This window comes from Actinoplanes palleronii (assembly GCF_016862315.1).
GTDB lineage: Bacteria > Actinomycetota > Actinomycetes > Mycobacteriales > Micromonosporaceae > Actinoplanes > Actinoplanes palleronii.
Genome location: NZ_BOMS01000035.1, coordinates 46,443 through 70,840, shown reverse-complemented (window position 1 = coordinate 70,840; position 24,398 = coordinate 46,443). Strand labels below are relative to the sequence as shown.

General features: G+C 70.0%; 26 protein-coding genes and 1 pseudogene. 7 read left to right on the top strand and 20 right to left on the bottom strand.

What is annotated here, in order from left to right; translation table 11 throughout:
- The first annotated feature begins 8 nt into the window (after positions 1–8).
- Both Apa02nite_RS13110 and Apa02nite_RS50995 read left to right on the top strand, forming a co-directional pair.
- Positions 9–548, top strand: coding sequence for a bacterial proteasome activator family protein (locus Apa02nite_RS13110; protein WP_203825262.1), 540 nt, complete (start codon positions 9–11; stop codon positions 546–548).
- A gap of 204 nt (positions 549–752) precedes the next feature.
- On the top strand, positions 753–2,567 hold the full coding sequence (locus tag Apa02nite_RS50995; protein WP_239164287.1) for an FG-GAP repeat domain-containing protein: 1,815 nt from the start codon (positions 753–755) through the stop codon (positions 2,565–2,567).
- A gap of 62 nt (positions 2,568–2,629) precedes the next feature.
- On the opposite strand, the gene Apa02nite_RS13100 is transcribed toward Apa02nite_RS50995, so the two are convergent.
- The 4 genes from Apa02nite_RS13100 to Apa02nite_RS13085 all read right to left on the bottom strand — a co-directional run bounded on the left by Apa02nite_RS13100 (position 2,630) and on the right by Apa02nite_RS13085 (position 6,357).
- Positions 2,630–3,421 (bottom strand): Cof-type HAD-IIB family hydrolase, encoded by a 792-nt coding sequence (locus Apa02nite_RS13100; protein ID WP_203825261.1) that lies wholly within the window; start codon positions 3,419–3,421, stop codon positions 2,630–2,632.
- Complete coding sequence (locus Apa02nite_RS13095) at positions 3,421–4,233, bottom strand: HAD family hydrolase (RefSeq protein ID WP_203825260.1); 813 nt, start codon at positions 4,231–4,233, stop codon at positions 3,421–3,423. Before Apa02nite_RS13095 ends, Apa02nite_RS13100 begins: the two co-directional genes overlap by 1 nt.
- 107 nt (positions 4,234–4,340) lie before the next feature.
- Positions 4,341–5,600 (bottom strand): serine--tRNA ligase, encoded by a 1,260-nt coding sequence (gene serS, locus Apa02nite_RS13090; protein ID WP_203825259.1) that lies wholly within the window; start codon positions 5,598–5,600, stop codon positions 4,341–4,343.
- A gap of 52 nt (positions 5,601–5,652) precedes the next feature.
- On the bottom strand, positions 5,653–6,357 hold the full coding sequence (locus tag Apa02nite_RS13085) for a hypothetical protein (RefSeq protein ID WP_203825258.1): 705 nt from the start codon (positions 6,355–6,357) through the stop codon (positions 5,653–5,655).
- 66 nt (positions 6,358–6,423) lie between these two features.
- Between Apa02nite_RS13085 and Apa02nite_RS13080 the strand changes: the two genes are divergently transcribed.
- Positions 6,424–6,852 (top strand): OsmC family protein, encoded by a 429-nt coding sequence (locus Apa02nite_RS13080; protein WP_067690352.1) that lies wholly within the window; start codon positions 6,424–6,426, stop codon positions 6,850–6,852.
- Between the two features lie 93 nt (positions 6,853–6,945).
- Positions 6,946–7,293 carry a metallopeptidase family protein gene (locus Apa02nite_RS13075; protein WP_198170792.1) on the top strand — a complete coding sequence of 116 codons (348 nt, stop codon included), beginning with the start codon at positions 6,946–6,948 and terminating at the stop codon, positions 7,291–7,293.
- Positions 7,294–7,535: 242 nt separating this feature from the next.
- Here the strand turns inward: Apa02nite_RS13075 and pheA are convergent, their stop codons facing one another.
- From pheA to Apa02nite_RS13050, 5 genes are all read right to left on the bottom strand, one after another.
- Positions 7,536–8,477, bottom strand: coding sequence for a prephenate dehydratase (gene pheA, locus Apa02nite_RS13070; protein ID WP_203825257.1), 942 nt, complete (start codon positions 8,475–8,477; stop codon positions 7,536–7,538).
- Positions 8,478–8,501: 24 nt separating this feature from the next.
- Entirely contained in the window at positions 8,502–9,125 is a 624-nt protein-coding gene (locus Apa02nite_RS13065) for a hypothetical protein (protein ID WP_203825256.1), read from the bottom strand.
- A gap of 43 nt (positions 9,126–9,168) precedes the next feature.
- On the bottom strand, positions 9,169–9,555 hold the full coding sequence (locus Apa02nite_RS13060) for an ACT domain-containing protein (protein WP_067690361.1): 387 nt from the start codon (positions 9,553–9,555) through the stop codon (positions 9,169–9,171).
- Between the two features lie 83 nt (positions 9,556–9,638).
- Positions 9,639–10,100: a hypothetical protein gene (locus Apa02nite_RS13055; protein WP_203825255.1), complete on the bottom strand. Its 462-nt coding sequence runs from the start codon at positions 10,098–10,100 to the stop codon at positions 9,639–9,641.
- Positions 10,101–10,182: 82 nt separating this feature from the next.
- The gene (locus Apa02nite_RS13050) at positions 10,183–10,923 is read right to left on the bottom strand and encodes a hypothetical protein (RefSeq protein ID WP_067690366.1); all 741 of its coding nucleotides are present in this window, start codon (positions 10,921–10,923) and stop codon (positions 10,183–10,185) included.
- A gap of 288 nt (positions 10,924–11,211) precedes the next feature.
- On the opposite strand from Apa02nite_RS13050, the gene Apa02nite_RS13045 reads away from it, so the two are divergent.
- Positions 11,212–12,411 carry an arginine deiminase gene (locus Apa02nite_RS13045; RefSeq protein WP_203825254.1) on the top strand — a complete coding sequence of 400 codons (1,200 nt, stop codon included), beginning with the start codon at positions 11,212–11,214 and terminating at the stop codon, positions 12,409–12,411.
- A gap of 148 nt (positions 12,412–12,559) precedes the next feature.
- On the opposite strand, the gene Apa02nite_RS13040 is transcribed toward Apa02nite_RS13045, so the two are convergent.
- From Apa02nite_RS13040 to Apa02nite_RS13005, 8 genes and pseudogenes are all read right to left on the bottom strand, one after another.
- Positions 12,560–13,435, bottom strand: a complete 876-nt coding sequence (locus Apa02nite_RS13040; protein ID WP_067690371.1) for a DUF5926 family protein — start codon at positions 13,433–13,435, stop codon at positions 12,560–12,562.
- Between the two features lie 58 nt (positions 13,436–13,493).
- Positions 13,494–14,696: a sensor histidine kinase gene (locus Apa02nite_RS13035; RefSeq protein WP_067690374.1), complete on the bottom strand. Its 1,203-nt coding sequence runs from the start codon at positions 14,694–14,696 to the stop codon at positions 13,494–13,496.
- A gap of 49 nt (positions 14,697–14,745) precedes the next feature.
- Positions 14,746–15,543 carry a glycerophosphodiester phosphodiesterase gene (locus Apa02nite_RS13030; RefSeq protein WP_067690377.1) on the bottom strand — a complete coding sequence of 266 codons (798 nt, stop codon included), beginning with the start codon at positions 15,541–15,543 and terminating at the stop codon, positions 14,746–14,748.
- A gap of 32 nt (positions 15,544–15,575) precedes the next feature.
- Positions 15,576–15,911, bottom strand: coding sequence for a rhodanese-like domain-containing protein (locus tag Apa02nite_RS13025; protein WP_203825253.1), 336 nt, complete (start codon positions 15,909–15,911; stop codon positions 15,576–15,578).
- Positions 15,912–15,954: 43 nt separating this feature from the next.
- Positions 15,955–17,130, bottom strand: coding sequence for an LCP family protein (locus tag Apa02nite_RS13020; RefSeq protein ID WP_067690387.1), 1,176 nt, complete (start codon positions 17,128–17,130; stop codon positions 15,955–15,957).
- Between the two features lie 207 nt (positions 17,131–17,337).
- Positions 17,338–19,014, bottom strand: a complete 1,677-nt coding sequence (locus Apa02nite_RS13015) for a monocarboxylic acid transporter (RefSeq protein ID WP_067690390.1) — start codon at positions 19,012–19,014, stop codon at positions 17,338–17,340.
- 116 nt (positions 19,015–19,130) lie between these two features.
- Positions 19,131–19,421: pseudogene (locus tag Apa02nite_RS13010) on the bottom strand (DUF485 domain-containing protein); the annotation flags it as partial.
- A 119-nt stretch (positions 19,422–19,540) separates the two neighbouring features.
- On the bottom strand, positions 19,541–20,044 hold the full coding sequence (locus Apa02nite_RS13005) for a flavin reductase family protein (RefSeq protein WP_203825252.1): 504 nt from the start codon (positions 20,042–20,044) through the stop codon (positions 19,541–19,543).
- Between the two features lie 100 nt (positions 20,045–20,144).
- Here Apa02nite_RS13005 and Apa02nite_RS13000 point away from each other — a divergent pair, with 100 nt between their 5' ends.
- Positions 20,145–20,426 carry a hypothetical protein gene (locus Apa02nite_RS13000; protein ID WP_198170793.1) on the top strand — a complete coding sequence of 94 codons (282 nt, stop codon included), beginning with the start codon at positions 20,145–20,147 and terminating at the stop codon, positions 20,424–20,426.
- Positions 20,427–20,529: 103 nt separating this feature from the next.
- Positions 20,530–20,757, top strand: a complete 228-nt coding sequence (locus Apa02nite_RS12995; RefSeq protein WP_203825251.1) for a hypothetical protein — start codon at positions 20,530–20,532, stop codon at positions 20,755–20,757.
- A 2-nt stretch (positions 20,758–20,759) separates the two neighbouring features.
- On the opposite strand, the gene Apa02nite_RS12990 is transcribed toward Apa02nite_RS12995, so the two are convergent.
- The 3 genes from Apa02nite_RS12990 to Apa02nite_RS12980 all read right to left on the bottom strand — a co-directional run bounded on the left by Apa02nite_RS12990 (position 20,760) and on the right by Apa02nite_RS12980 (position 24,380).
- Positions 20,760–22,424: an ABC transporter permease gene (locus tag Apa02nite_RS12990; protein ID WP_239164286.1), complete on the bottom strand. Its 1,665-nt coding sequence runs from the start codon at positions 22,422–22,424 to the stop codon at positions 20,760–20,762.
- A gap of 87 nt (positions 22,425–22,511) precedes the next feature.
- Positions 22,512–23,291 (bottom strand): ABC transporter ATP-binding protein, encoded by a 780-nt coding sequence (locus Apa02nite_RS12985; protein ID WP_067690407.1) that lies wholly within the window; start codon positions 23,289–23,291, stop codon positions 22,512–22,514.
- A 384-nt stretch (positions 23,292–23,675) separates the two neighbouring features.
- Positions 23,676–24,380: an SCO2207 family protein gene (locus tag Apa02nite_RS12980; protein ID WP_203825250.1), complete on the bottom strand. Its 705-nt coding sequence runs from the start codon at positions 24,378–24,380 to the stop codon at positions 23,676–23,678.
- Positions 24,381–24,398 lie beyond the last annotated feature (18 nt).

Here is a 24,398-nt window from a genome sequence, read left to right as displayed (position 1 = left end):
ATGGAAACATGACCGACGACTCCCGAACCACTGAGCACAAGGAAGACGGCTCCGTCATCGTCGTGGGCCCCGATGGCCGCCCGCTGGGCACCATCGAGCAAGACGGCACGATGAGTCCGGAAGAGCCGGGCAACCTCATCGAGCAGCCGGCGAAGGTCATGCGCATCGGCAGCATGATCAAGCAGCTGCTCGAGGAGGTGCGGGCCGCTCCGATCGACGAGGCCAGCCGCAGCCGGCTCCGGGAGATCCACGAGCGCTCGATCAAGGAGCTGGAAGACGGGCTGGCCCCGGAGCTGCGCGAGGAGCTGGAGCGGCTGTCGCTGCCGTTCGAGGGCGAGACCCCGCCGAGCGAGGCCGAGCTGCGGATCGCGCAGGCCCAGCTGGTCGGCTGGCTGGAGGGCCTCTTCCACGGCATCCAGGCCGCGCTCGTCGCCCAGCAGATGGCCGCCCGCCTCCAGCTCGAGCAGATGCGCGGTGGTCAGGGCCGCCCGGCGCTCCCGATGGGCATCCCGGGCAAGGCCGAAAGCCCGACAGGCCAATACCTTTAAACCCCCATTTTGTACGAACAGCGAGTCCCCGGCGGAGGCTACAAGCCGAGTCCCCGGCTCGCCCGCGCGACGTTCGCGCAGCTCAGGGCCGCGACGCGAGTCGCGGCCCTGCTCAGTTCGGTTCCGGTTTTTTGCGTAACGCTCCGGTTACCGCGCGTTCCGCGGCTATTCCGGCAGGTAACTTTCGCCGTAACGGCGCCCAGCATGAGCGCCTGCGCGAACCGCCCGGCCGACTCGCTCGACCTCTCCACCTCCGCGGACCGGGTCGCCGCACTGGTCCGCGAGATGCGGCAGACCGGGAAGACCGAGGCGCAGGTCACCGCGAAGCTGTCGTCCGACTGGTGCATCAACCCGATCGGCACGCAGGGGATCACGCCGTTCAGCTCCGGTGACGCCTCGGTGACGTGGAACAACATGTCGCTGCTCTACGACAATGTCATGAAGACGTACTACGGCATCGTCAACTGGAAGTGGAACGACCACAGCTACGGCACCGAGGAGTCGTGGACCGGCTGCTTCGACAACAAGATCGGTGGCTGGGACAGCGTCCTGGTCCGCATCGCGGGCGGTGAGTTCCAGGTCGTCAGCGAGAGCGCGACGGCGTGGGGTGACAACGCGCTGGACTCCTCGGACGGCAACTACGACACCATCGACATCGGCCCGCCGGCGGTCGCGAACGAGAACGGCGTCGGCTACACCTGGCAGGACAAGGCCCGCAACGTCGCGTACGACAGCGGCGTCTGCAACTACACGCCGGGCAACTACAGCACCCTCGACCTGAACCTGTTCAACGGCACCATCGTCGTCGGCTTCGACCTGCTCAACGGCAGTTGCACGAACGCCAAGCTGTTCCCGGACTACGTGCACACCTGGGACAGCACGACGATCTCCAACCTGAACATCACCCCGGCCGGACCCGAGATCACCTTCGGATCCGCCGGACACAGCTGGAGCAAGCAGACCACCGGCCCGTCCGCGCAGGTCTGTGACGTGATCCCGGCCGACTCCGGTGGCATCGGTGGCGGTGGCGGCATCCCGGACGACGAGGACGGCGAGGGTGGCGGCGGCAGCCCCGCGCCGACCCCGCACGTGGCGGCCGACCTCGACAAGGACACGTACAGCGACCTCGCCCTCTACCGCAAGGACTGCTCCACCGGCTCGAACTGGTGGGCGAGCAGCGGCAAGACCGGCACCCAGCTGGTCGGCGGCCACGAGTACGGCGGCTGCAAGGACCTCACCGCGTCGGGTGACTACGACGGCGACGGCTACACCGACCTCGCGCTCTACCGCCAGGACTGCACCAACGGCTCGGTCTGGAACATCAAGAACCTGCACACCGGCAAGCAGCTCAAGGGCACCTACCGGTACGGCGGTTGCCACGACATCCCGGCACCCGGCGACTACGACGGTGACGGCTGGACCGACCTGGCCCTCTACCGCCCGGACTGCACCAACGGATCGAGCTGGTGGATCCTGAGCAGCCGGACCGGCAACCAGATCGTCGGCGGCTCGAAGTACGGCGGCTGCACCGACATCCCGGCGCCGGGCGACTACGACGGCGACGGGCGCACCGAGCTCGCGCTGTACCGGCGGGACTGCACCAACGGCTCGCTCTGGAACATCAAGAACGTCAAGACCGGCACCCAGGTCCTCGGCAGCCACAAGTACGGCGGCTGCGCGGACGTCCCGGCACCCGGTGACTACGACAACGACGGGCGCGACGACCTGGCGCTCTACCGCCCGGACTGCACCAACGGCTCGGTCTGGAACATCAAGAACATCAAGACCGGGACCCAGATCAAGGGCACTTACAAGTACGGCGGGTGCAAGGACATCCCGGCGCCCGGTGACTACGACGGCGACGGGTACACCGACCTCGCCCTCTACCGCCGGGACTGCTCCACCGGTTCGAGCTGGTGGATCAGCAGCAGCCGGACCGGCACCCAGATCAAGGGTGGCACCAAGTACGGCGGTTGCGCCGACACCCCGGCCGCCAGCAACCCGGCGACCACCAGCTGACACATCTGATCGAGGGGCCGGCCGGCACACGTCGGCCGGCCTCCCGGCACGTCCAGAGGCCTCTAGAGGCCGAAGACCTTCTCCAGGTAGACCGCGACGCCGTCGTTGTCGTTGGTTTCGGTGATCTCGTCGGCGACAGCGCGGACCGCCGGGTGGGCGTTGCCCATCGCCACGGCGTGACCCGCCCAGGTCAGCATCGGGATGTCGTTGGGCATGTCGCCGAACGCCACCACCTGGTCGGCGGTGATCCCCTCGCGCTCGCAGAGCCAGGCCAGACCGGCCGCCTTGGTCACGCCGGCCGCCGAGATCTCCACGAGTGCCGACGACGACGAGCGGGTCGCCTCGGCGACACCGCCGAGCGACGTGCTGACCAGCTCCAGGAAGTCGTTCGGGTCGGCGGTCGCCGAGCGGGCCAGCAGCTTCACCGCGGGCACCGAGGTCAGCTCGTCCGGCGAGCCGATCACCCGCACCCGGGGATCGGTCCAGCGCAGCGGCCAGGTCGGCTCGTGCAGGAACGAACGGCCGTCCTCGACCTCCACCGCCAGCGAGATGTCCGGCACCGCGTCGCGCAGCCGGCGGATGACTTCGGTCAGCAGGCCGGAGGAGAGCGGGTCGGCGCGCAGCACCTCGTCGGTGTGCGGGTCGTAGACCACCGCACCGTTCGCGCAGACCGCCGGCAGCGGCTCCGGCAGCTGCTCGTTGAGCTGCTCGAGCCAGCGCAGCGGCCGGCCGGTCACCAGGACCACCGGAACTCCGACCGCGGCCAGCGTGCTGATGGTCCGCTGGCTGAGCAGCCGCTCGTTGTTGATCAGAGTGCCGTCAATATCGGTCGCGACCAAGCCGAAAGGTGCCATCACCTCGACAATAGCCGGTCCAGGTAGACGGCCACGCCGTCCTCGTCATTGGTCAGCGTCACCTCGTCGGCGACCGCCAGCAGCTCCGGATGCGCGTTCGCGACGGCCACCCGGCTCCATCCGGCCCAGCCGAACATCGGCAGGTCGTTGGGCATGTCACCGAAGACCAGCACGTCCGCCGGATCGACCCCGACCGCCTCGGCGACCACCGCGAGACCGGTGCCCTTGTCGACCTGCGCCGGGCAGATCTCCACGTAGTCCAGGCCGGCCTGGGTGACCGTGGCGACGTCGGCCGGCACCACCCGGCGGGCGACCGCGAGCAACTCGTCCACGTGCAGCCGGAACGACCGGGCGAACGCCTTGATCACGTCGCCGGTCAGGCACTCGGCCCGGGTGCGTGCCTCGACGGTGACCGGGTATCGCCAGGTCGGGTCGAAGTCACCCCAGAGCGGGGAGTCGTCGTGCTCCAGCGCCTCGTACATCACCGACAGCGGGCCGGTGACCGTCTCGATCCGGGCCAGCACGTCGGCGACCGCGTAGCCGGGCAGCCGGGCCTGGCGCAGATAGCGCCCCTCGGCCTGGTCGAGCACCCAGCCGCCCTGTGCGAGCACCAGGTAGTCGGCGACCCGGATGTCGTTGCGGGTCAGCGACGTGAGCCGGGGACCGCGCCCGGTGGCGGCGACGATCCGGATGCCGGCCGAGCGGACCCGGTCCAGAACGTCGTGGGTGTACGCGGAAACCGTGTCGTCGCTGCGGACCAGCGTGCCATCGAGATCGGTGGCGATCAGCTTGGGGAGCCCGGGCTTGAGCATCGGAACCTCCGAGGGTGTGAAACCCCCGCGGAGGGCGGAAGGAGAACGTTACACCGGCCCGGCCACCAGCTGCTATGACAATTGGTGACCGGGCGATGTCGAGATCGTTAGCGGCTGGGTTCGAGGATCTCCCGGCCACCGAGGAACGGCTGCAGCGCCTTCGGGACGCGTACCGAGCCGTCCGGCAGCTGGTGGTTCTCCAGGATCGGAATCAGCCAGCGGGTGGTGGCGAGGGTGCCGTTCAGCGTCGCCGCGGTCTGCGGCTTGCCGTCCTCGTCGCGGTACCGCACGTTGAGCCGGCGGGCCTGGAACGTGGTGGTGTTCGACGTCGAGGTGACCTCGCGGTACCGGCTCTGCGACGGCACCCAGGCCTCGCAGTCGAACTTACGGACCGCGCTGGTGCCGAGGTCGCCGGCCGCCACGTCGATCACCCGGTACGGGATCTCGACCTTGGCCAGCATCTCCTCCTCCATCGCGAGCAGGCGCTGGTGCTCCTCGGTCGCGTCCTCCGGCTTGCAGAACGAGAACATCTCCACCTTGTCGAACTGGTGGACCCGCAGGATGCCGCGGACGTCCTTGCCGTGCGAGCCGGCCTCGCGCCGGTAACACGACGACCAACCGGCGAACCGGGCCGGCCCGTTGCTCAGGTCGATGATCTCGTTGGAGTGGTACGCCGCGAGCGCGACCTCGGACGTGCCGACCAGGTAGAGGTCGTCGGCCGGCAGGTGGTAGACCTCGCTGGCGTGCGCGCCGAGATAGCCGGTGCCCTCCATGGACTCCGGGCGGACCAGGGTCGGCGTGATCGTCGGGGTGAAGCCGTGCTCCACGGCCTGCTGGATCGCCAGCTGGAGCATGCCGAGCTGGAGCAGCGCACCGACACCGGTCAGGAAGTAGAACCGCGAACCGGACACCTTCGCGCCGCGCTCGGTGTCGATCGCGCGCAGCGCCTCACCGATCTCCAGGTGGTCGAGCGGCTTCTCGATCTCGGGCAGGTCGCCGACCGTGCGCAGCACGATGAAGTCGTCCTCGCCGCCGGGCGGGGCGCCCTGCACCACGTTCGGCACCGCCAGGTGCGCGGCACGCAGGGCCTGGTCGGCCTCGTTGTTGGCGGCCTCGGCCGCTTTCACCTCCTGCGCGAGGTCCTTGGTGCGGGCCAGCAGGGCGGCACGCTCGTCGCCGGAGGCTTTGGCGACCCCCTTGCCGATGGACTTCTGCTCCGCCCGGAGCGCCTCGAACCGCTGGGTGGCGGCCCGCCGCTCTTCGTCGGCACGCAGCAGTGAGTCCACCAACTCGGTGGACTCGCCACGCAGCCGCTGGCTGGCGCGGATCAGTTCCGGATCTTCGCGAAGCAGACGCAGGTCAATCACGGTTGTCGAGCCTACCGGCGGCCCGGTCCGGTCATCACCCGGATATCCCCGGTCATCCGGATTGGTGCGGTCGGTCGAGGTCGGCGGCGTACGAGGCGAACGGCGCGGTCGGCGCGATGCTCAACTCCAGCGGGGCGTCATCGTCGGTGTCGACCGGTGCTGTTCGCTGCCAGCGGGGCGCCTCGGAGGCCTCGTCGTCACGCCCGGAGAGCCAGAGCGCGATCAGCGCCGCACCCACCCCGGCCAGCGCGCACCACAGCCCCCGGCCGTACCGGACGTCCATGTGCCCGGCCTCCAACTGGATCGTGTAGAACCGGGAGATCAGCCGGCTCTGGTCGTTCAGCAGGTGGACCAGGGCGAGCAGCAGCGCGGCCAGCACCCCGCCGGAGGCCAGGCCGGCCAGCCGGGCGTAGCGCCGCCCGGGCGCCGGGCCGAAGATCGTCAGGACCAGGGCGACCACGACCAGGAACAGGCCACCCAGGTACGCCGCGGCGATTCCGCCCAGGTCGAACAGGTCGGTCGGCAGCATCTTGCTGGCGCCCACGTCGTCGCCGGAGAGCAGCAGGCTGTCGACCGAGGTCACCTGCCACTCGGAGACCAGCGAGGCGAACGCCGCGATCCCGCCCAGCACCGCCACCAGCGGAGCGAGCCTGCGGTCGGTACCGAGCTCGCGGAGGAAGCCCGCAGCCCGTCCCCGACGAGGCTCGGACTCCGGCGGACCGAATTCGACCACTGTCTCGGACACCATTTCCGGCATGGGATCCATGATGAGCCCTGCAGCGTCGGCCTTCCACCCGCTCGCCGATGGGCTAGCGTTCTGTTCATGCCTATTCGTTCTGCTACGGCCCGCTGGGAAGGGAACCTCACCGAGGGTTCCGGCACGGTAAAGACTGGTAAGGGTGGCCTGCAGGGGAACTACTCCTTCAAGTCGCGCTTCGAGGAGGGTGAGGGAACCAACCCGGAGGAGCTGATCGCGGCTGCCCACTCCGGTTGCTTCTCGATGGCCTTCTCGAAGGGCCTCGCCGACGCGGGCTTCACGCCCAGCTCGGTGGAGACCGTCGCCAAGGTGCACCTGGACAAGACCGACGCCGGCTTCGGCGTCTCCCGGATCGAGCTGGAGACCGTCGGTGACGTTCCCGGCATCGACGACGCCACGTTCCAGAAGATCGCCGAGGGCGCCAAGGAGAACTGCCCGATCTCGCGGCTGTTGAGCCCGGGCGCGGCGATCAGCCTCTCGGCGAAGCTGGTCTGATTCCCTGTTGAGTACGCCGGTGCGGCCGTGTGCGGTCCGCACCGGCGGTTCAGGATCAATACAGCTGGACAGGGCACTATGTGGGGTGTGCCGGTGGACATGGATCGGGAACGTTTCGAAGAGCTCGTCGGTGAGGCCCTCGACGAGGTCCCCGTCGAGCTGCTCTCTCTGATGAACAACGTGGTGTTCCTGGTCGAGGACACCCCGGCGGACGGCAGCGACGACCTGCTCGGGCTCTACGAGGGCACCGCGCTCACCGACCGCGGCTGGGACTACGCCGGGACCCTGCCCGACCGGATCACCATCTATCGCCTGCCCACGCTGCGCACCTGCGAGTCGGAGGCGGACGTGATCGACGAGGTCGCGATCACCGTGGTCCACGAGATCGCCCACCACTTCGGCATCGACGACCAGCGCCTGCACGAGCTGGGCTGGGCCTGACCCTCGGGCGCTCCGCGCCCGAACTTCACCCGCCCAGGATCGCGGGTGGCCGGGCCGCGGCGCGGCTCCAGACCTTGGCTGGCTCTCAGGGGTGTCTCCGCGCCGCGGAGACACCCCTGAGGACCAGCCGACAACCTGCTGGCGCGCTTCGGTCCGGGGTGGGCCGCGGCGTCGCGTCGGCCTCATGGGCGGGACGTGGCTCGTAGCCTGCGGACGAGCGCTCGGTATTCGTACCGAAAGGGTTAATTGCCGGTGCGGAGGCGGGCCAGCCAGGCGGCGGAGTCGGCGAAGTCGGCGTCGGAGAGGCCGGCCGGCGGCTGGACCGGGGGTTCCGGCTGCAGGCGGTGGCGGGCGTAGCTGCCCAGGAAGCGGACCTCGGCGCAGATCCGGCGCAGGCCCTGCAAGGCCTCGCCGAGGCGGGCCTCGGCGACGTGGCCGGTGCACTCCAGGAAGAAGAAATACGTGCCGAGCTGCTCGCCGGTGGGACGGGACTCGATCCGGGACAGGTTGATGCCGCGGACCGCGAGCTCGGTGAGGACCGCGAGCAGCGCGCCGACCTGGTCGTGCCGGATCGACACGGCCAGCGAGGTGACGTCGTCGCCGGTCGGGGGCGGCGGGGCCGCGGGCCGGGCGACGAGCGCGAACCGGGTGACCGCCTCGGCCCGGTCGGCCACCTTCTCGGCGAGCACGGTGAGCCGGTTGCGCGGGACGCCGATCGGGGCGCAGAGAGCCGCGTCGAACTCCCCGGCGGCCGCGCTGATCGCCGCGGCGGCGTTGGAGAGCACGTCGATCACCACGGCGTCCGGCACGTTCGCCTGCAGCCAGCGCCGGCACTGCGCGGAGGCCTGCGGGTGCGCCGCGACGGTGCGCAGGGCGGCCAGCGGCTTCAGCGCGTCGGCGGCGAGCACGAACTCGACAGGCAGCAGCACCTCCCGCGTGATCATCAGCGGGCTGCCGGTGACCAGCTCGTCGAGGGTGACCGGGATGGCGCCACCCACCGAGTTCTCCAACGGGACCAGGGCGGCGTCGGCCTCACCGGAACGGACCGCCTCGAGGGCCTCCGGCACGCTGCGGGCCGGGCTACGCAGCCCGTGCTCGGCGGCCGGGATGGTGCGCAGGGCCGCCTCGGTGAAGGTGCCTTCCGGGCCGAGGTAGCTGAAGCGGGTGGGCGGCGTTCCGGGCATGTCGTCAGTCTATGGCTCGAACCTTCAGAAGCCGCAGGCCAGCACCCGGATCCCGGCCGGGGCGGACGCCTGCACCTGCGGATTGCAGACGTCCGTGCCGGCCGCCACCATGTCCAGCGTGGCGCCCTTGCCGGTGGCGACGACCATCAGCGGCTCCAGGCTGTCCGCGTCCTGCCCGGCGATCTCGACCGTGGTGAACGACCAGTTGGCGGTGCAGTACGGGCCGCTCTGCACCTTCAGCGCCTTGTCCGGGATGGCGTCACCACCCTTGAGCTTGAGCAGCGCGAGGATCTCCGCCTTGGTCGGCTGACCGACGCACTTGGCCGCGTGCGCCGGCGTGGGCGTCGGCGACTTGGTGAGCGGCGCGGTGGTGGTCCCGGTAGTCGGCGGATAGGTGGGATAGGGGAATGCGGGCGGCGCGATCGTCGGATAGGCCGGATCCACTGTCGGGTAGACGGTCGGCACGGCGGCGGTGGGCTGGGTCGCGATGACCGGCGGCGGCAGGAACGCGGAAGCGGACGCGGCCGGCGCGGCGGTGACCGGGGACAGCGGGGGGCTGGCGGGCAACGGCTCCGGCGGCGCCCCGCAGGCGGCCGTCAACAGCAGCAGACCCACGGCCAGGGGGATGTGGCGTGTGTGGGGGGACACGCGCTCATGGTAGGAGTCCGGCCGGGCCGGTGCCAGAAGAAAGTCAGCCGGCGATGCGGTGCCCGGCCGCGGTCAGCGTGTTGACCGCCTCGGTCAGCCGCACGGTGGGCACCAGGAGGTAGTCGGTGTCGTAGGTGGAGAACGTGACGATGTTGACCCGAGCCTCGGCGAGCGGGCTGACCAGCGAGGCGAGCACCCCGGTCATGGTCAGGTCCAGCCCGGCCACCCGCAGCGCGCGCCACGCCGTGTCGGCCTCCGCGCCGTCCGGCACCCGCTCGGACCGGCAGATGATCGAGATCTCATCCAGGCCCCAGGTCACCGAGATGACGCTCTTGTCGTCCGGACCCGTGGTCAGTGACGCGGGCAGGGTGGAGCCGGCCGGTAGGCGGCACACCGCGTACTCACCTGGTAACAGGTCTAGATCGAGCATGACGGCAGACTACGTTACGGATAGGTAACACCCAATGGTTGTCGGATGCGTTGAACACCACACCGCCATGGACAAACCGGACTTCAGTAGTGCACCGGGGAGAGAAAGGTCATCGAACCGGCCACTCGGTCACCGGCCATCAGCGGCGTCGAGATCGCGTCGATCGTCAACGGCGGCTTCCCGGCCTCCGGCACGACCCGCATCACGCCGCGGGCCAGGCGCTCGCTGCGGACCGCGAGCAGCGGCGGAATCATGTCCGCCTCCGGGTCCTCGAGCGGGCCCGCGCCAGCCGTGAAGTCGATCAGCTGCACCGTCGTGGTCAGCCGCTTGCCGAGTGCGTCGCCCGGTTTGCCCAGGCCGAGCAGCTCGCTGCAGGACGGCGAGACGGCCACGATCGCGCCACCGGCGTCGACGATCAGACAGGCCTCGTCGGCGACCGCCACGGTGCTCGCCCAGCGCTCGAGACCGGTGACGAATTCGGCCTCGGATGGTGTGCGTGCTTGGGGGACGAACGCTCCCGAGAGGGAGAGCTCAACATGCGCCACCGGCTCCTCCTCGCTTCCGTCGCGCCGATCGATGGCGCCCCGGTCAGCCGGAGCGCCACCATCGGCGTCGTCGCAAGGAACGTTACCGGCGGGTCGGCCGCTTGTCAGCGGCCGTCTGTCCGTTGCTGTACCACCGGTAGTCGCCGGCCGGCTTGTACGGCGCGTTCGACCAGGTACCGGGGTTGTGAGCAACCTCTGAGAGTTTGCTCGCGGTAGCCGCCGAGATGCGGGCCCCGCCGGCTAGGAGCAACCGGTCGAGCTGCTTGTCGGTGGCGACCAGACAGTCCTTCGGCAGGCCGTGGACGCTGATCACGCCGGACCCGACGAACGTCAGCACCGGGGTGACCGGAACGTTCAGGCCGACCGCGGCGGAGAGCGCCTTGGCGGCACGGCGGGCGTCGCGACGGGCCTCGGCCACGTACGCGGGGCGCTTGCCGTTGATCTGGACGACGTCACCGGCGATCAGGACGCGGGATCGGCCGTGGTCGGCGACGGTCACCGCGTACACCCCGCCGGGACCGATGGCGAGGAAGCCCGCCCGGTCGTCGGTCGGGTCGGGCTCGTAATACGACTGGGAGAGATCGGCGCGCGGCCAGTCCACGATGTGCCAGCTCGCGCCGAGGCGGTCGAGCCGGGTCAGAGCACGAGCTCCGGCCGCGTCCATGCGGCGGGACTCACGCTCGGCACGGCGGCGCCGTGCCCACTCCATCGGGGTGAGGCGTTGCTGTTCGAGACTCGTGGACTGCTGCGGATGGCCGACCGGCGTCAGCTCTCTGTTGCTGGACGGCGCGGTCAGCGCAGGGCGGGCGGGGAAGACAGTCACTGCGACCTCCGGCAAAAGGTCAATCGGGCTGGCTCTCTTTTTCACTACCGTACGTGCTCAGGCGTTCACAGAACAGGGTGACGGCAGTGAAAGAAAGGGGAAGGAGTATGGATGAATACCGCATTCACGACAACAGCTTCTTGCGGATGGTGCATCTCGACACGTGCAGTCCGCGGTTCGTCGCACTCTGACAACGTATCGCCGTCCCCCGTTCGGTGCATACCCGTCCCAAGATCTAGTCAGAACGTCACCGAGCGGTAGCGTTCGGTACGGACTAACGTCGGCACGGTGTACGTCGACAGTGAAGTCAGCCGCTTGCGCACCGTCCTGCTGCACCGCCCCGGGAAAGAGCTGGCTCGGCTCACCCCGCGGAACAGCGGCTCCCTGCTCTTCGACGGCATCCCCTGGGTCGGCCGCGCGCAGGACGAGCACGACCAGTTCGCCGAGGCGCTCCGCTCGCGCGGGGTGGAGGTCTTGCACCTGGACCGGCTGCTCGCCGAGACGCTCGCCGTACCGGAGGCCCGGGCCGAGCTGACCGACGGCGTGCTGGCCGACCCCCGCCTGGGTGACGGGCTGCGGGCCGGCGTCGCCGGGTACCTGGCCGATCAGGACCCGGACCGGCTGGCCGAGGTGCTCGTCGCCGGTCTGGCCCACGAGGAGGTCAAACCGGGTGGCGGCAGCCTGGTCTACGAGATGCTGCAGCGCAACGACTTCGTCATCGACCCGCTGCCCAACCTGCTCTTCACCCGGGACTCCTCGGTCTGGGTGCGCGACCGGGTGGCGGTGACTAGCCTGGCGATGCGCGCGAGGCGACGGGAGACCACGCTCACCCACGCGGTGTACCGCTATCACCCGCGGTTCGCCGGGACCGAGCTGCTCTACGACCCGGCACTCGAGCACGTCGAGGGTGGTGACGTGCTGGTGCTGGCGCCCCAGGTGCTCGCGATCGGGGTCGGTGAGCGGACCACCCCGGCCGGGGCCGAACGGCTGGCCCGCCGGGTGCTCGCGGCCGGGCTGGCACACACCGTGCTGGCCGTGCCGATCGCTCAGGAGCGGGCGACCATGCACCTCGACACGGTCTGCACGATGGTCGACGCGGATGCGGTGGTGATGTATCCGTACGTCGCCGACACCCTGGAGGCCTGGACGATCACCGCGGGGCTGGAGGGCGAGGTGGTGGTGCGCCCGCCCCGCCCGTTCCTGGAGGCCGCCGCCGAGGCGATGGGCATCGACCACCTGCGGGTCATCGACACCGGGCTGGACCCGGTGACCGCGGAACGCGAGCAGTGGGACGACGGCAACAACACCCTCGCCATCGCCCCACGCCTCTGCGTCGCCTACGAACGCAACGTCGAGACCAACACCCAGCTGGAACGAGCCGGCATCGAGGTAGTCCGCATCCAGGGCTCCGAGCTGGGCAGCGGCCGAGGCGGCCCAAGATGCATGAGCTGCCCCATCACCCGAGACCCCTGGGTCTCTACCGGGTGACCCGTGAACAGGTTTGCAAAAAACGCGTCGTTGCCGAGGCAACTGGTTTTCCGACGCCCGCGGGGTTTGCGGGTGGCGGAAAACCAGCTGCCTCGGCAACGACTTAAAGGCGTTTTTTGCCCGCGGAGCGAAGCGGAGCCAAGCTAGCTCAGCGCAGTGTCAGCTGACGCCCGATCAGCCCTTGCTTCGCCCGCCGTGCCGCGGCGTCCAGCGGCTCCGTGATGGCCAGAGTGTCCTGGTAGCGCTTGACGAAATCGGCCAACGGGGCCTCCCAATCGGCGGCCTCCGGCTCACCCGGGATGTCCCACACCGGCACCAGCAGTCCGTGCGCGCGGAACATGCCGGCGAACTTGGTGCCGTCGCCGAGCAGCAGCTCGCCCGCGGCCGACAGCCGGGACAGCGCGTCCAGCGCCGGGTCCTCGTCGTCACCCAGCACCCAGCGGACGTGTCCCTTGTCCGGCGCGATCCGGCACCAGTACGCGGCCTTCGCCGCGGCCAGCCGGACGGTCGGGTAGATCGACGCGTTGGCCCGCTCCAGGGACGCCTTGACGTTGGCGTCCTGCAGCTGGTCGTCGTCGAGCCAGTACTCGAAGCCGTCGTGCATGGTGATCTCGAGCGGGCCGTCGACAAGCACGTCCTGCAGGCGCACGCCCTCACCGGGCAGCGCCGGGACCGACACCGGGTTGCCCGGCGTGGTGCCGAGCGCGGCGAGGATGGCGACGGCGAGGTCGCGGGAGACGTCACCGGACTGCACGTGCCGCTGCAGGCCGATGAAGACCTCACCGTCCTGGCGCGACATGGCCGGCCAGGCCATCGGCAGCACCGTGGACAGGGTGACCGGGCGGTCGCCGAACTCCTCGATGATCGCCGGCGTCAGGGTCAGCTTTGCCGACGCGGCCGGGACCAGTTCGCGGAGCGCGACCCATTCGGGCTCGTCGGCCAGGCCCTCGAACGGGCGGGCGACGAAGATGTCGCGCACCTTGGTCTTGGGGGCGGACTCGCGGGGCTTACGACGCTTACTCACGAGGGACCAGCGTAGGCGGTGTCACCCGAAAAGCGGTGATGCGGGCCACCCGTGTGTGTCAGGCGCGCGGGAATCGCACCTCAGCGACCGTTCCGCCACCCTCGCGCGGGCGCAGCGACACCCAGCCGTGCTGGCGTTCCACCATCCGCCGGACCAGGTAGAGGCCCAGGCCGGCGCCGGGGTGGTGGTGCCGGTCGCCGCCCTCGGCCTGCCAGTACCGCTCGAAGGCGCGCTCGACGTGCTCGGGGGCGATGCCGGCGCCGCGGTCGGAGATCCGGAAGCGGAGCGTGTCGTCGTCGGTCCCGGCGCACACCTCGACCGTGCTCTCCGGCGGGGAGTACTTCTCGGCGTTCGTGGTGAGCTCGGTGAGGATGGTGGCGATCGAGTCGCGGTTCCCGTACGCCTTCGGCAGGTCGGCCGGCAGGTGCGCGAGCTTCAACCGGCGCCGCAGGTCGGCCGGCAGCTCCTCGACCGCCTCGCGCAGTGCCTCGACCAGGTCGAACGGGCCGGCCGGGGAGGTGCCCACCACGCCGTCGTCGCTGGCCGCGGAGAGCAGCCGGTCGACCAGCCGGGCCAGCTCACCGGCCCGGTTGCCGATCACCCGGACCGCCTCCCGGCGTCCCGGCTCGCCGAGCGTCTCCCAGTGGTTGGTGAGGGTGTCCGCGTACCCCTTGATCACGGTGACCGGTGTGCGCAGCTCGTGACTGGTCACCGCGACCCAGAGATCGCGGTCGGCCTGCGCGCCGGCCGCGTCCGGCGCGGCCGCCGGATGCACCGGCAGGCCGCGGCCGAGTCCGTAGAGGCGGCCGATCTGACCGGAGAGCAATTCCAGTACGGCGTGATGCTCCGGCCCGGGCTCCCCGACGTCGCCGAAGTAGACGTGCAGCGACCCGGCGAACGTGTCACCGGCCTCGCACCGGGCGCCGAGCATGTGCCGCAGGTCGCCGCCCTCGATCTGCCGGGCGAACTCGTCGTTCACCGAGTCCAGTGGCACCAGCAGGGTGCGGCCGCCGCGGCGGAGCCGGTCGTCGGCACGTTTCACCCGGCGGCCGATGGCCGGCTCGCACACCCCGGTGGCCGCGATGATCCGGCCGTGGCCGTCCGTGTACTCGGCGAAGCCGGCGCCGCGCGCGCCGAGCACGTCCTGGGCGAGCCGGACCAGTTGCTGAAGGACGGGCAGGCCGCTCTCCCCGGCGTTGACGCGGTCGGCGACCGCGATCTGACCCCGGGTCAGCGCTGGGTAGTCGGGACTGTCCGGCATGTCTGCGAGTCTGCCTCGGTGTTCTCGTTTTGTGCAGCTGTGTCAGCGGTCACATCTGCTGCAGGCGGTCCAGGACGAACGCGGGACGGTCGCTGATCACGCCGTCCACCCGGTGCTGGAGCACGAGCTCCAGGTCGTGGGGCTCGTTGACGGTCCAGACGTACGTCTGGTGGCCGGCCGCCCGCATCGCCGGCAGCAGGCTGGGCCGGTTGCGCAGCAGGTCGACGCCGGGACCGGCGATCCGCGCGCCGAACGGCAGCTTGCCCTTGCCGACACCGGGCGGCACCAGCTCGAGCAGATAGACGGTGGGCAGGGATGGTGCCTGGGCACGGACCCGGCGTAGTGCCAGCGCCGCGAACGACATCACGGTGACCTGCACCGGGTCGTCCGGTTTCGGGTCGGCCAGGCCGAACCGGCGGAGCATCTGGATCAGCCGGCGTTCCACCTCGGCGCCGTACCGGGACGGGTGTTTCGTCTCGATCAGCAGGCGGACCCGCCGGCCGGACTCACGGACCGCGCCCAGCAGCCGCTCCAGGGTGAGCAGCCGGCTCAGCTCGGGCAATTCCTCGTCGGCGGGATAGCCGGGGTGCCAGGAGCCGTAGTCGAGCTGGTCGAGCTCGGCCAGGGTGCGCCGGCTGACCAAGCCCTTTCCGTTGCTGGTGCGGTTCAGGCGCCGATCGTGCACGCAGACCAGATGACCGTCTCTGGTCAGCCGCACGTCGCACTCGAGACCGTCGACGCCGGCTTCGAGTGCGCGCATGTACGCCCCGAGCGTGTGCTCGGGCAACTCGGCCGCACCGCCGCGGTGGGCGAAGACGAGGGGGCGATGGTCATCGCTGATGTTCATGTTCTACCGCCGCGAAAGTTCTGGCCTAGCTGCTACAACACCCGGGCCGGCTGTCCGTCCTCGCTGACCATGTCACGGCCGCGGGCCGCCCAGGACTGCATTCCGCCGTCCAGGTTGCGAACGTTGTCCCAACCCTGGTTCATCAGATAGGCCACCACCTGGCCGGAGCGCCCACCGGCCCGGCAGATCACCACGACCTCGCCGTCCGACGGCACCTCGGCCATCCGGGCCGGCACCTCCATCATCGGCAGGTGGTGGGCGCCGGGGGCGTGGCCCCCGGTCCACTCGTCCGGCTCACGAACGTCGAGCAGGTAGGCATCGGTGCCTACCTGCTCCGGGGTCACGGTGGGTACCTGAGGTCCGAACACGGCTCTCAGGGTACGGCGAGATCAACTCTCGCCTGCCGGGAGGTCAGGACTTTTTCGACGGGTTGGCGGCCATCCAGTCGGTCATCTTGTCGGCCTTCATCGCCTCGAAGAGCGCCAGCGCCTTCTCCTTGTCGGAGACCACCACGGACTGCCCGTTGATCGTCTCGCTGCCCTTGTTCGGGCTGGTCAGGAACGTCAGGTTGTCGCCGCGCAGATTGCGGAACTGCAGCACCATGTCCTTGAGCGAGAAGTCGTTGTCGACGGTGACCGCCGCGGCCACCGCGGTGAGGAAGTCGTCGAGCTTGCCCGGGCTGGTCAGGGTGCCGCTGCTGGCCGCCTTGTCCATCAGCGCCTTGAGGAACTCCTGCTGGTGCTGCATGCGGGCGAAGTCGCCGCGGGCGAACTGCTTGCGCTGACGCACCCAGTCCAGCGCCTGGGCGCCGTTCATGTGCATCATGCCCTTCTTGAACACCCGGAACGGCTTGTGGATCGACGTGATGGTCTGGTCCACCTTGAGGTCGACCCCGCCGAGCGCGTTGGTGACCTCCTTGAACCCGCCGAAGTCGATCGCCACGACGTGGTCCAGCCGCACACCGGTCAGGCACTCGACGGTACGGACCGCGCGGGGCAGGCCGCCGAACGCGAACGAGGCGTTGATCTTGGCGCGGGAGCCGGAGCTGCACGGCGCGTTGTTGCCGCTCGGGACGACCACCCACAGGTCGCGGGGGATCGAGACGAGCTGCGCGTTCTTGTGGTCGGCCGGCACGTGCATGATCATCAGCGAGTCCGCGCGCCACGCGTTGGCCTGGTCCTCCTTGGCGTCCGGGTCCCGCGAGTCGCTGCCGACCAGCAGGATGTTGAACGCCCCGTCGACCGTCTTGGCCGGCCGGTCCGTGGTGATCTCGGAGAACGCGTCGGTGCGCTTGAGGTCGTTGTCGATCCCGTTCACGTAGTTGACCGCGTAGATGCCGCCGACCAGGGCCAGGATCAGCGCCACGCCGCCGGCGACCAGGGCGATCCGGCCCCAGCGCGGGCGAGCCTTGCCGCCCTTGTAGGAGCGTCCGCGGTCACCGGGGCCGCCAGGGCCGCTCGGTCCACCCGGCCCGGCCGGCCCGGCGGCCGGCACGGAGCGTCCGGTGGGGCGGGCGGAAGCCGGCCCGGACGGCGGGACGGTGGCCCGTCCGGAGGAGTTCCCGCTGGGAGAGGTGGTCGCAGACATGAGACCAGATTAGGTCGGGAACGCGAATGATCCGGACATCGGACGGGGGTTCGGCACGAAGGTGGGAGTTCTTCCGGAACGCCGGTGACCTGCAACGATGATCCGCTCCCGGACCGACGATCCGGTCCCGGTGCATCGAACGGACGCCGGATGAGCCGGTGCCCGGGCCGGCGTGGCGACTACGCCGGCCCGGGCGTGCGGGATGGCTCAGTGCGCCCCGTGCCCGGTCAGCGACCGGACCTCGAGCTCGGCGTACTTCTCCGCGTCCGTCTCCTTGCTGATCACGGTGCCCAGCCAGCCGAAGAAGAAGCCCAGCGGGATCGAGATCAGGCCCGGGTTGGACAGCGGGAACCAGTGCCAGTCGTGGTCCGGGAACATCGCGGTGGGCGAGCCGGACACCACCGGCGAGAAGAACACCAGCAGAACCGCGGTGAGCAGGCCGCCGTAGATCGACCAGATCGCGCCCGAGGTGTTGAACCGGCGCCAGAACAGGCTGTAGAGGATCGCCGGCAGGTTCGCCGACGCCGCCACCGCGAACGCCAGTGCCACCAGGAACGCCACGTTCAGGCTCTGCGCGAAGATCGACAGAGCGATCGCGACCGCGCCGATGCCGAGGGCGGAGAACCGGGCGACCCGGACCTCGTCCCGCTCGGACGCGTTGCCCCGCTTGATCACGTTGGCGTAGAAGTCGTGCGAGGCGCTCGACGACGACGCCAGGGTCAGCCCGGCCACCACGGCCAGGATCGTCGCGAACGCGACCGCCGCGATGATCGCCAGCAGCACCGCGCCGCCGGTGTCCCCGCCCAGGTAGTCGATGCCGAGCTTCTGTGCCAGCTGCGGCGCCGCGGTGTTGCCCGCCTTGTCCTGCGCGGTGATCGCCTTGCCGCCCACCAGAGCCGCCGCGCCGAAGCCCAGGGCCAGGGTGAACAGGTAGAAGACGCCGATGATGCCGATCGCCCAGAGCACGCTCTTGCGGGCGATCCGCGCGGTCGGCACGGTGTAGAACCGGGTCAGGATGTGCGGCAGGCCGGCCGTGCCGAGCACCAGCGCGAGACCCAGCGACAGCAGGTCCATCTTGCTGTAGAAGGTCTTCGTGGCGTCGCCGGCCGTCTCGACCCCGTACCGCAGGCCGGGTTCGAGGAAGGCCGCGCCCTTGCCGGACTGCGCGGCGGCGTCACCGAGCAGCGTCGACAGGTTGAACTTGTAGTGCGCGAGCACCAGGATCGTCATCACCAGGGCGCCGGTCATCAGCATGAACGCCTTGACGATCTGGACGTAGGTGGTGCCCTTCATACCGCCGACCACCACGTAGACGATCATCAGCGCGCCGACCAGGATGATCGTGAAGACCTTGGCGGTGGCCGCGTCCATGCCCAGGAACTTCTCGTCCGCGGTGATGCCGAGCAGCAGCGAGACGAGCGCGCCGGCGCCGACCATCTGGGCGATCAGGTAGAAGATCGAGACCACGACGGTGGAGACCGAGGCGGCGGTGCGCACCGGGCGCTGACGCATCCGGAACGCCAGCACGTCGGCCATCGTGTACCGGCCGGAGTTGCGCAGGAACTCGGCGACCAGCAGCAGCGCCACCAGCCAGGCGACCAGGAAGCCGATGGAGTAGAGGAAGCCGTCGTAGCCGTAGAGCGCGATCAGGCCGGCGATGCCGAGGAACGAGGCGGCCGACATGTAGTCGCCACCGATCGCCATGCCGTTCTGGAACCCGGAGAACTGGCGGCCACCGGCGTAGAAGTCGGTGGCCGTCTTGGTCTGCCGGCTCGCCCAGATCGTGATGCCCAGGGTGATCGCCACGAAGACCAGGAAGAGCGTGATGGTCAGCGTCCGTGAGGTGCTGGACGAGGACTCGGCCGCGAGCAGGGTCGGCGTCACAGCGCACTCCCTTCGACGGGCTTGTCAGCCTCGGCAGCAGCCTTGGCGGAGGTCTTGTCGGTCTTGGCGGCCCGATCCGCCGCGGCGGTCGGCTGGCCGTCCTCGATCGTGTTGTAGATGTCGTCGGCGAGCGGGTCGACCTCCCGGGCGGCGAACCGCGCGTAGTACCAGGCGATCACGAACGTCGTCACGAACTGCAGCAGGCCGAGGAGCAGGGCGACGTTGATGTTGCCGACCAGCTTGATCGCCATGAAGTCCCGCGCGTACGCGGAGAGCAGGACGTACAGGGCGTACCAGAGGATGAACGCGATCGTCGTCGGGAAGATGAACTTGCGAAGGGTTTGGCGCAGTCGACCGAATTCCTCGGAGTTCTGCACCTCGAGATATCTCTCGGGCGTAGCCGGCACGGGATCACCACCTTTGATCGGCGGGTGGACTTTCCGGCACCGTACGAAGGAAAGCCGTACCGCCCGGAGCCCCGGTCAGTGCCTGCGCTGAGTGGTGGTCTGACTGCGCTGAGCGGTTGTCAGTGCAGTTCGGCGTACCTCCCCCGGAAGTGCGCCAGCGGTGCGGCGGCCCCGCCCACCTGGACCGATTCAATGATCGACTCGGTCAGCAGGGCCCAGCCGCAGGGCCGGTCGGAGTCCAGCCGGCAGCCCAGCCAGGTGCCGGCGTGTGCCGGGATCGGGCCGTACGCGGTCTGCTGCCACTCACCGGTGGCGAACAGCCCGCCCGGCGCCGGCATCAGCCCGGCGAACCGGTCGGCGAGCTGCCGGTCGGCCGGGGTGAGCGGGGTGACCGCGAACCGCCGGGACTCGGCGACGGCGTCCCAGAAGTCGCTCTCCTCGTCGATCAGGCCGAGCACCCGGCCCGGATCACCGTCGGCGACCAGGATCGAGGAGACAGTCAGCCCGGCCGGTCCGGGTGTTGTCCAGAGCGTGACCGGTGCGGCCAGCCGGCCCCGGAACCGGCGTACCGGGGACTTGTCCTTGTCGGGCACGGCGAACGGGTCGGTGGAGTGGATCGTCATTCGATCATTCTCCCGATTACAGATCGCGCACGTCGCTTCCGAATTTAATTGATCAGCGGCTATTTTCCTCTGGGGGCTTCTGGCGGGAGGGAGACGGCGCATGCCTCAACAGGTGGTTCTACGGCCAGGCGACGTCGTTCACGTCGGGGCCGACGCGAGTGTGCAGTTCTCCGGCGACCGGGCCCTGACCTTCCGGATCATCCGGGTTGATCCCCGGGTCACCTATGACGGCTGGATCTGGCTGGACGGGTACGTCCTCGGCCCGGCCGGCAACGCGTTGCAGCGTCGGCGGATCTTCGTCCGGCAGGAGGGTCTGCGGACGATCCGGGCCAACCGGGTGCCGGCCCCGCGTAATGGATCTCGAAATGTCGGCCGCCCCTGAGGAACGGCCGGTAATGGTGGCCGCCATTTAACCCTCGAAAGTGGACGATCTCCGGGTTTCGTGGGATTACCCATTCTGTGTAATCTCGTCCGGGGGTGCCATCATGACCGACGATTTGCCGCGCGCGGGCGACGTGCTGCACGTCGGCGGTGCGGCCAGTGTGCAGTTCGCCGGGGAGCGGGCGTTGACGTTCCGGGTGATCCGGGTGGATCCCCGACGGACCTATGACGGCTGGCTGTGGATCGACGGATATGTGCTGGGGCCGTCCGGTGAAGCGGTCGATCGGCGGGTCATTTTCGTCCGCCACGACGGGCTGCGGAAAATGCGCTGACGCTATCGCGGAGTGACCGCGGCGAGCACTTCCGGCATCCGGCGATCCAGCAGATCACCGGCTATTCCGGAGCCGACCAGATAGGCGGCCGCTCCGTAACCCAGGCCGATCGGGAGCCCGGCCCAGGTCCACGCCGTGCCGAGCAGGTAGCCCGCCAGCACGACGGGTAGCGCCCCGAGCAGACCGCCGATCATGCCGGCCAGGCTGGGCAGGCCCTTCGCCAGGCCGCCGCCGGACGTGACGGCGAACGGGCCGGTGGACTCCGGCAGGGCGTAGGCGGCCCGTACCGAGATCGGCAGCATCAGGGCCAGCCCGGTGCCGTAGACCGCGAACAGCGTGCCCAGGTGGGCCGGGATCCGGGCCGGTTGCCCGGAGATGGCGCCGGCCAGCACCGCCACCAGCACCAGCAGCGGGACCGTGAACAGGGCGTGTGCCGCCGCCCGGGAGTGGATCTCCAGGCGGCCGGGTATCCCGATCGACAGGTTGGTGGCGTAGGCGCTGCCGTCGTACCCGAACTGGTTGGACAGTGCCACCGGCGCGATCGCGCCGACCAGGAACGCCATGCCGCCGGCCATCCCGGTGACCGGCCCGAGCGCCGAGGTCAGCGGCAGGAACAGCCCGGCCATGGTCAGCGCGACCAGCCCGGCCCGCCGCCGGTTCTCCCGCCACCAGTACCGCGTCTCGCGGGCCACCAGCGCGCCGAACCGGGTCCGCGGCCACCAGCGGAACATCAGTTGATCAACCGGTCCGCGACCGTCGGCCCGGGCCGCGGGTCCGCGTCCGCCGGACGTCGCGGTGCCGGCCATCGCCTGCTCCAGGGTCCGGCTCCACCACCAGACCAGGCCGCCGACGGCGGCGAGCACGATCACCAGCTTGATCGGTACGGCCCAGGCCCGCCCGGCCACCACATCCAGACCCATGGAGTACGGAGCGCCGAGCGGTGTCCACCCGGCCACCGTCGCGATCGCCGCGACGTTGTCCCAGTCGGCCCGGTTCAGCAGCCCGAGCAGCAGCAACTGCAGCGGCCCGACCGAGGCGGCCACCACGGCCAGCATGATGGTGGCCAGGTCACGTGCCCGCCGGGACCGCAGCGCGGTGGCGAAAGCGCTGGTCACCGCGCGGCTCAGGGTCACGCACAGGAGCAGCCCGGCGGTCACCCCGAGCGCCTCGGCGAGCCCGGCCAGGGGTCCGCCGAGCCGGGCCGCGGTGTCCACCATCCCGGCGGTGGCGGTCAGGGTGGCCAGGGCCGGCAACCCGGCCAGGGCGGCGACGCCGAGCCCGGCGATCAGGGTGCGCCGGCGCAGCGGCAGCAGCGCGAACCGTGCCGGGTCCAGCGACTCGTCGACGCCGAAGAACAGCAGCGGCAGGAAGAGCCAGCCGAGCACCAGCAGCGCACCGCCGAACGGCAGCAGCATGCCGGCCGCTCGCTCGTCGCCGAGCAGCCCGGGCAGGGCGAACCCGGCGTAGCCGAGCACGGCCAGCACGGTGGCCGCGAACGCGCCGACCACGAAGAGGGTGACCCGGGCCGGTCGGCCGCGCAGGCCGTTCGCGGTGATCCGGAGCTTGAGCTTGACGAACGGCCAGACGCCGAGGCCCTGTCTCGTGGACCGCGCGGGAGCGAGGCGAGGTCCAGGTGGTGGCTGACGTCGGCCGCGGCGAGGTCGCATACCGGGGTTGTATGTGGCCTCGCCGCGGCCGCCGTCAGGCGCCGGCTGGACCACGCCGCAGCCCCTCGGGGTCCACGAGACAGGGCCTCATAGCCACGCGAGCTCCGAGCCGGTGGCCACCCGGCCGCCGACCACCTGCACGAAGACGTCCTGCAGCGGGCGGCCGGCGCGGACGTCGTCGAGCGCGCCGTGCATCCGGAGTACGCCGTCCGACATGATCGCGACGTGCGAGCAGAGCCGCTCGACCACCTCCAGCACGTGGCTGGAGAAGACCACGGTGCCGCCGCCGGCGACGTACCGCTGCAGGATGTCCCGGATCAGGGCGGCCGAGACCGGGTCGACCGCCTCGAACGGCTCGTCGAGCACCAGCAGTCGCGGCGCGTGCAGCAGGGCGCAGGCCAGGCCGATCTTCTTCTTCATCCCGGCCGAGTAGTCGACCACCAGGGTGCGGTTGTCGACACCGAGCTCGAGCACGTCGAGCAGGTCACGGGAGCGCTGATCGACGGTCGCGGCCGGCATCCCGCGCAACAGGCCCTGGTAGGCCAGCAGCTCCGGGCCGCTGAGCCGGTCGAACATCCGGCTGCCCTCGGGGAGCACTCCGACCAGGGATTTCGCCTGGACCGGGGCCTGCCAGACGTCGTACCCGAGAAGGAAAGCCTGACCCGCGTCGGGCCGCAACAGGCCGACGGCCATCGAGAGGGTGGTGGTCTTGCCGGCGCCGTTCGGGCCGAGCAGGCCATAGAAGGACCCGGCCGGGACGTCCAGGTCGACGCCGGAGACCGCGAGCTTGGTGTCGAAGTGTTTGACCAGCCCGCGCACCGACATCGCCGGGGCCATCTGGCCGGTGCGTTGTTCCGGCAGCGTCATGTCTTAGCAACCTAGCCGGGCATCCGGGCTCCGACCAGCCTGTTCACCGGCCCGGCGGGTGGATACGACGGTCCGGGCAGAACGGGCTGCCGGTTCGGCCGACACCGTCACCATTCCACAATGGAGAACGGACGGCACAATTAGTTCAGTTAATTGACATTCTGGGCCCGTTGTCGCGCTTGTCACAGGCGTCCGGTTCGGCTTGCTCCGCCGACCCAGCGCGGCGCAAGATCTGCCCGCGATAACGCATGATCTTGCGATGCGGAACGGGGGTTGCACCGCTAGATCATTGCTGCGTCACGGAAATACCGGGTGCATTCCGGTTTCCGAAAGGGACGGGTGTTCCGCGGCTAAACGGGGGGAACGCGGAACACCCGGACCCGATCAGCCCACGCGCTCGATCACCGCGCGGCGGATCAGGAATTTGCCCGCCTCGCGAACCTGCTCGAATGCGGCGTTGTTCAGCAGAACGCAGCTACCCGACGTGGTCTGCACGGTCACCGTGATGCTCTTGTTGTTGTCCAGGTTCGTGACCTTGAGACGAGTGCCGATCGGGAACGTCCCGCTGGACGCGAACGGCGCGCCGGCCTCGCCGGACAGCGTCACGGTCGAGCCCTTGCAGACCACCTCGCCGGCGCCGGTGCCGTTCGCGGCCCCGGCCGGCGCACTCGTCGCCTGCTGCGCGGGCGCGGTCGTCGCGGGGGCCTTGGTCGGCGCCTGAGTCGGCGCCTTCGTGGGGGCCTTTGTGGGCGCCTTGGTCGGAGCCTTCGTCGGCGCGGCGGGCGCGGCGATGTTCGTGGTGCAGCCGGCCTCACGGCGCTGCAGGTTGATCAGGTCGACCACGGCCTGCCGGTTCGCCAGGATCGCGTCGGTCTGCGCGTTGGGGTGCGCCCGCTGATCGGCCATGAAGGTGAGGGTGTCGCGCAACGACTGGTCCAGGCCGCCGCAGTTGGTGGCGGCGTTGCTCATCCCGGTGCCGACGGCCAGCGCACCGCCGGCCAGGCCTGCGACAACCAGTCCGATCACGACCTTGCGGTTGCGCCCGAACAGTCCGCTACCCGGCCGCTTGTATGCACGTGAGCTCCTCATGACCGTCATTACGCAGGG

Excerpts from the sequence above, each read along its gene's own strand:
- Apa02nite_RS13110 (WP_203825262.1), top strand. The coding sequence starts at position 9 with ATGACCGACGACTCCCGAACCACTGAGCACAAGGAAGACGGCTCCGTC.
- Apa02nite_RS50995 (WP_239164287.1), top strand. The coding sequence starts at position 753 with ATGAGCGCCTGCGCGAACCGCCCGGCCGACTCGCTCGACCTCTCCACC.
- Apa02nite_RS13100 (WP_203825261.1), bottom strand. The coding sequence starts at position 3,421 with ATGGCACCTTTCGGCTTGGTCGCGACCGATATTGACGGCACTCTGATC.
- Apa02nite_RS13095 (WP_203825260.1), bottom strand. The coding sequence starts at position 4,233 with ATGCTCAAGCCCGGGCTCCCCAAGCTGATCGCCACCGATCTCGATGGC.
- Apa02nite_RS13085 (WP_203825258.1), bottom strand. The coding sequence starts at position 6,357 with ATGCCGGAAATGGTGTCCGAGACAGTGGTCGAATTCGGTCCGCCGGAG.
- Apa02nite_RS13080 (WP_067690352.1), top strand. The coding sequence starts at position 6,424 with ATGCCTATTCGTTCTGCTACGGCCCGCTGGGAAGGGAACCTCACCGAG.
- pheA (WP_203825257.1), bottom strand. The coding sequence starts at position 8,477 with ATGCCCGGAACGCCGCCCACCCGCTTCAGCTACCTCGGCCCGGAAGGC.
- Apa02nite_RS13060 (WP_067690361.1), bottom strand. The coding sequence starts at position 9,555 with ATGCTCGATCTAGACCTGTTACCAGGTGAGTACGCGGTGTGCCGCCTA.
- Apa02nite_RS13035 (WP_067690374.1), bottom strand. The coding sequence starts at position 14,696 with ATGCCGGACAGTCCCGACTACCCAGCGCTGACCCGGGGTCAGATCGCG.
- Apa02nite_RS13030 (WP_067690377.1), bottom strand. The coding sequence starts at position 15,543 with ATGAACATCAGCGATGACCATCGCCCCCTCGTCTTCGCCCACCGCGGC.
- Apa02nite_RS13020 (WP_067690387.1), bottom strand. The coding sequence starts at position 17,130 with ATGTCTGCGACCACCTCTCCCAGCGGGAACTCCTCCGGACGGGCCACC.
- Apa02nite_RS13005 (WP_203825252.1), bottom strand. The coding sequence starts at position 20,044 with ATGACGATCCACTCCACCGACCCGTTCGCCGTGCCCGACAAGGACAAG.
- Apa02nite_RS13000 (WP_198170793.1), top strand. The coding sequence starts at position 20,145 with ATGCCTCAACAGGTGGTTCTACGGCCAGGCGACGTCGTTCACGTCGGG.
- Apa02nite_RS12995 (WP_203825251.1), top strand. The coding sequence starts at position 20,530 with ATGACCGACGATTTGCCGCGCGCGGGCGACGTGCTGCACGTCGGCGGT.
- Apa02nite_RS12990 (WP_239164286.1), bottom strand. The coding sequence starts at position 22,424 with ATGCGACCTCGCCGCGGCCGACGTCAGCCACCACCTGGACCTCGCCTC.
- Apa02nite_RS12985 (WP_067690407.1), bottom strand. The coding sequence starts at position 23,291 with ATGACGCTGCCGGAACAACGCACCGGCCAGATGGCCCCGGCGATGTCG.
- Apa02nite_RS12980 (WP_203825250.1), bottom strand. The coding sequence starts at position 24,380 with ATGAGGAGCTCACGTGCATACAAGCGGCCGGGTAGCGGACTGTTCGGG.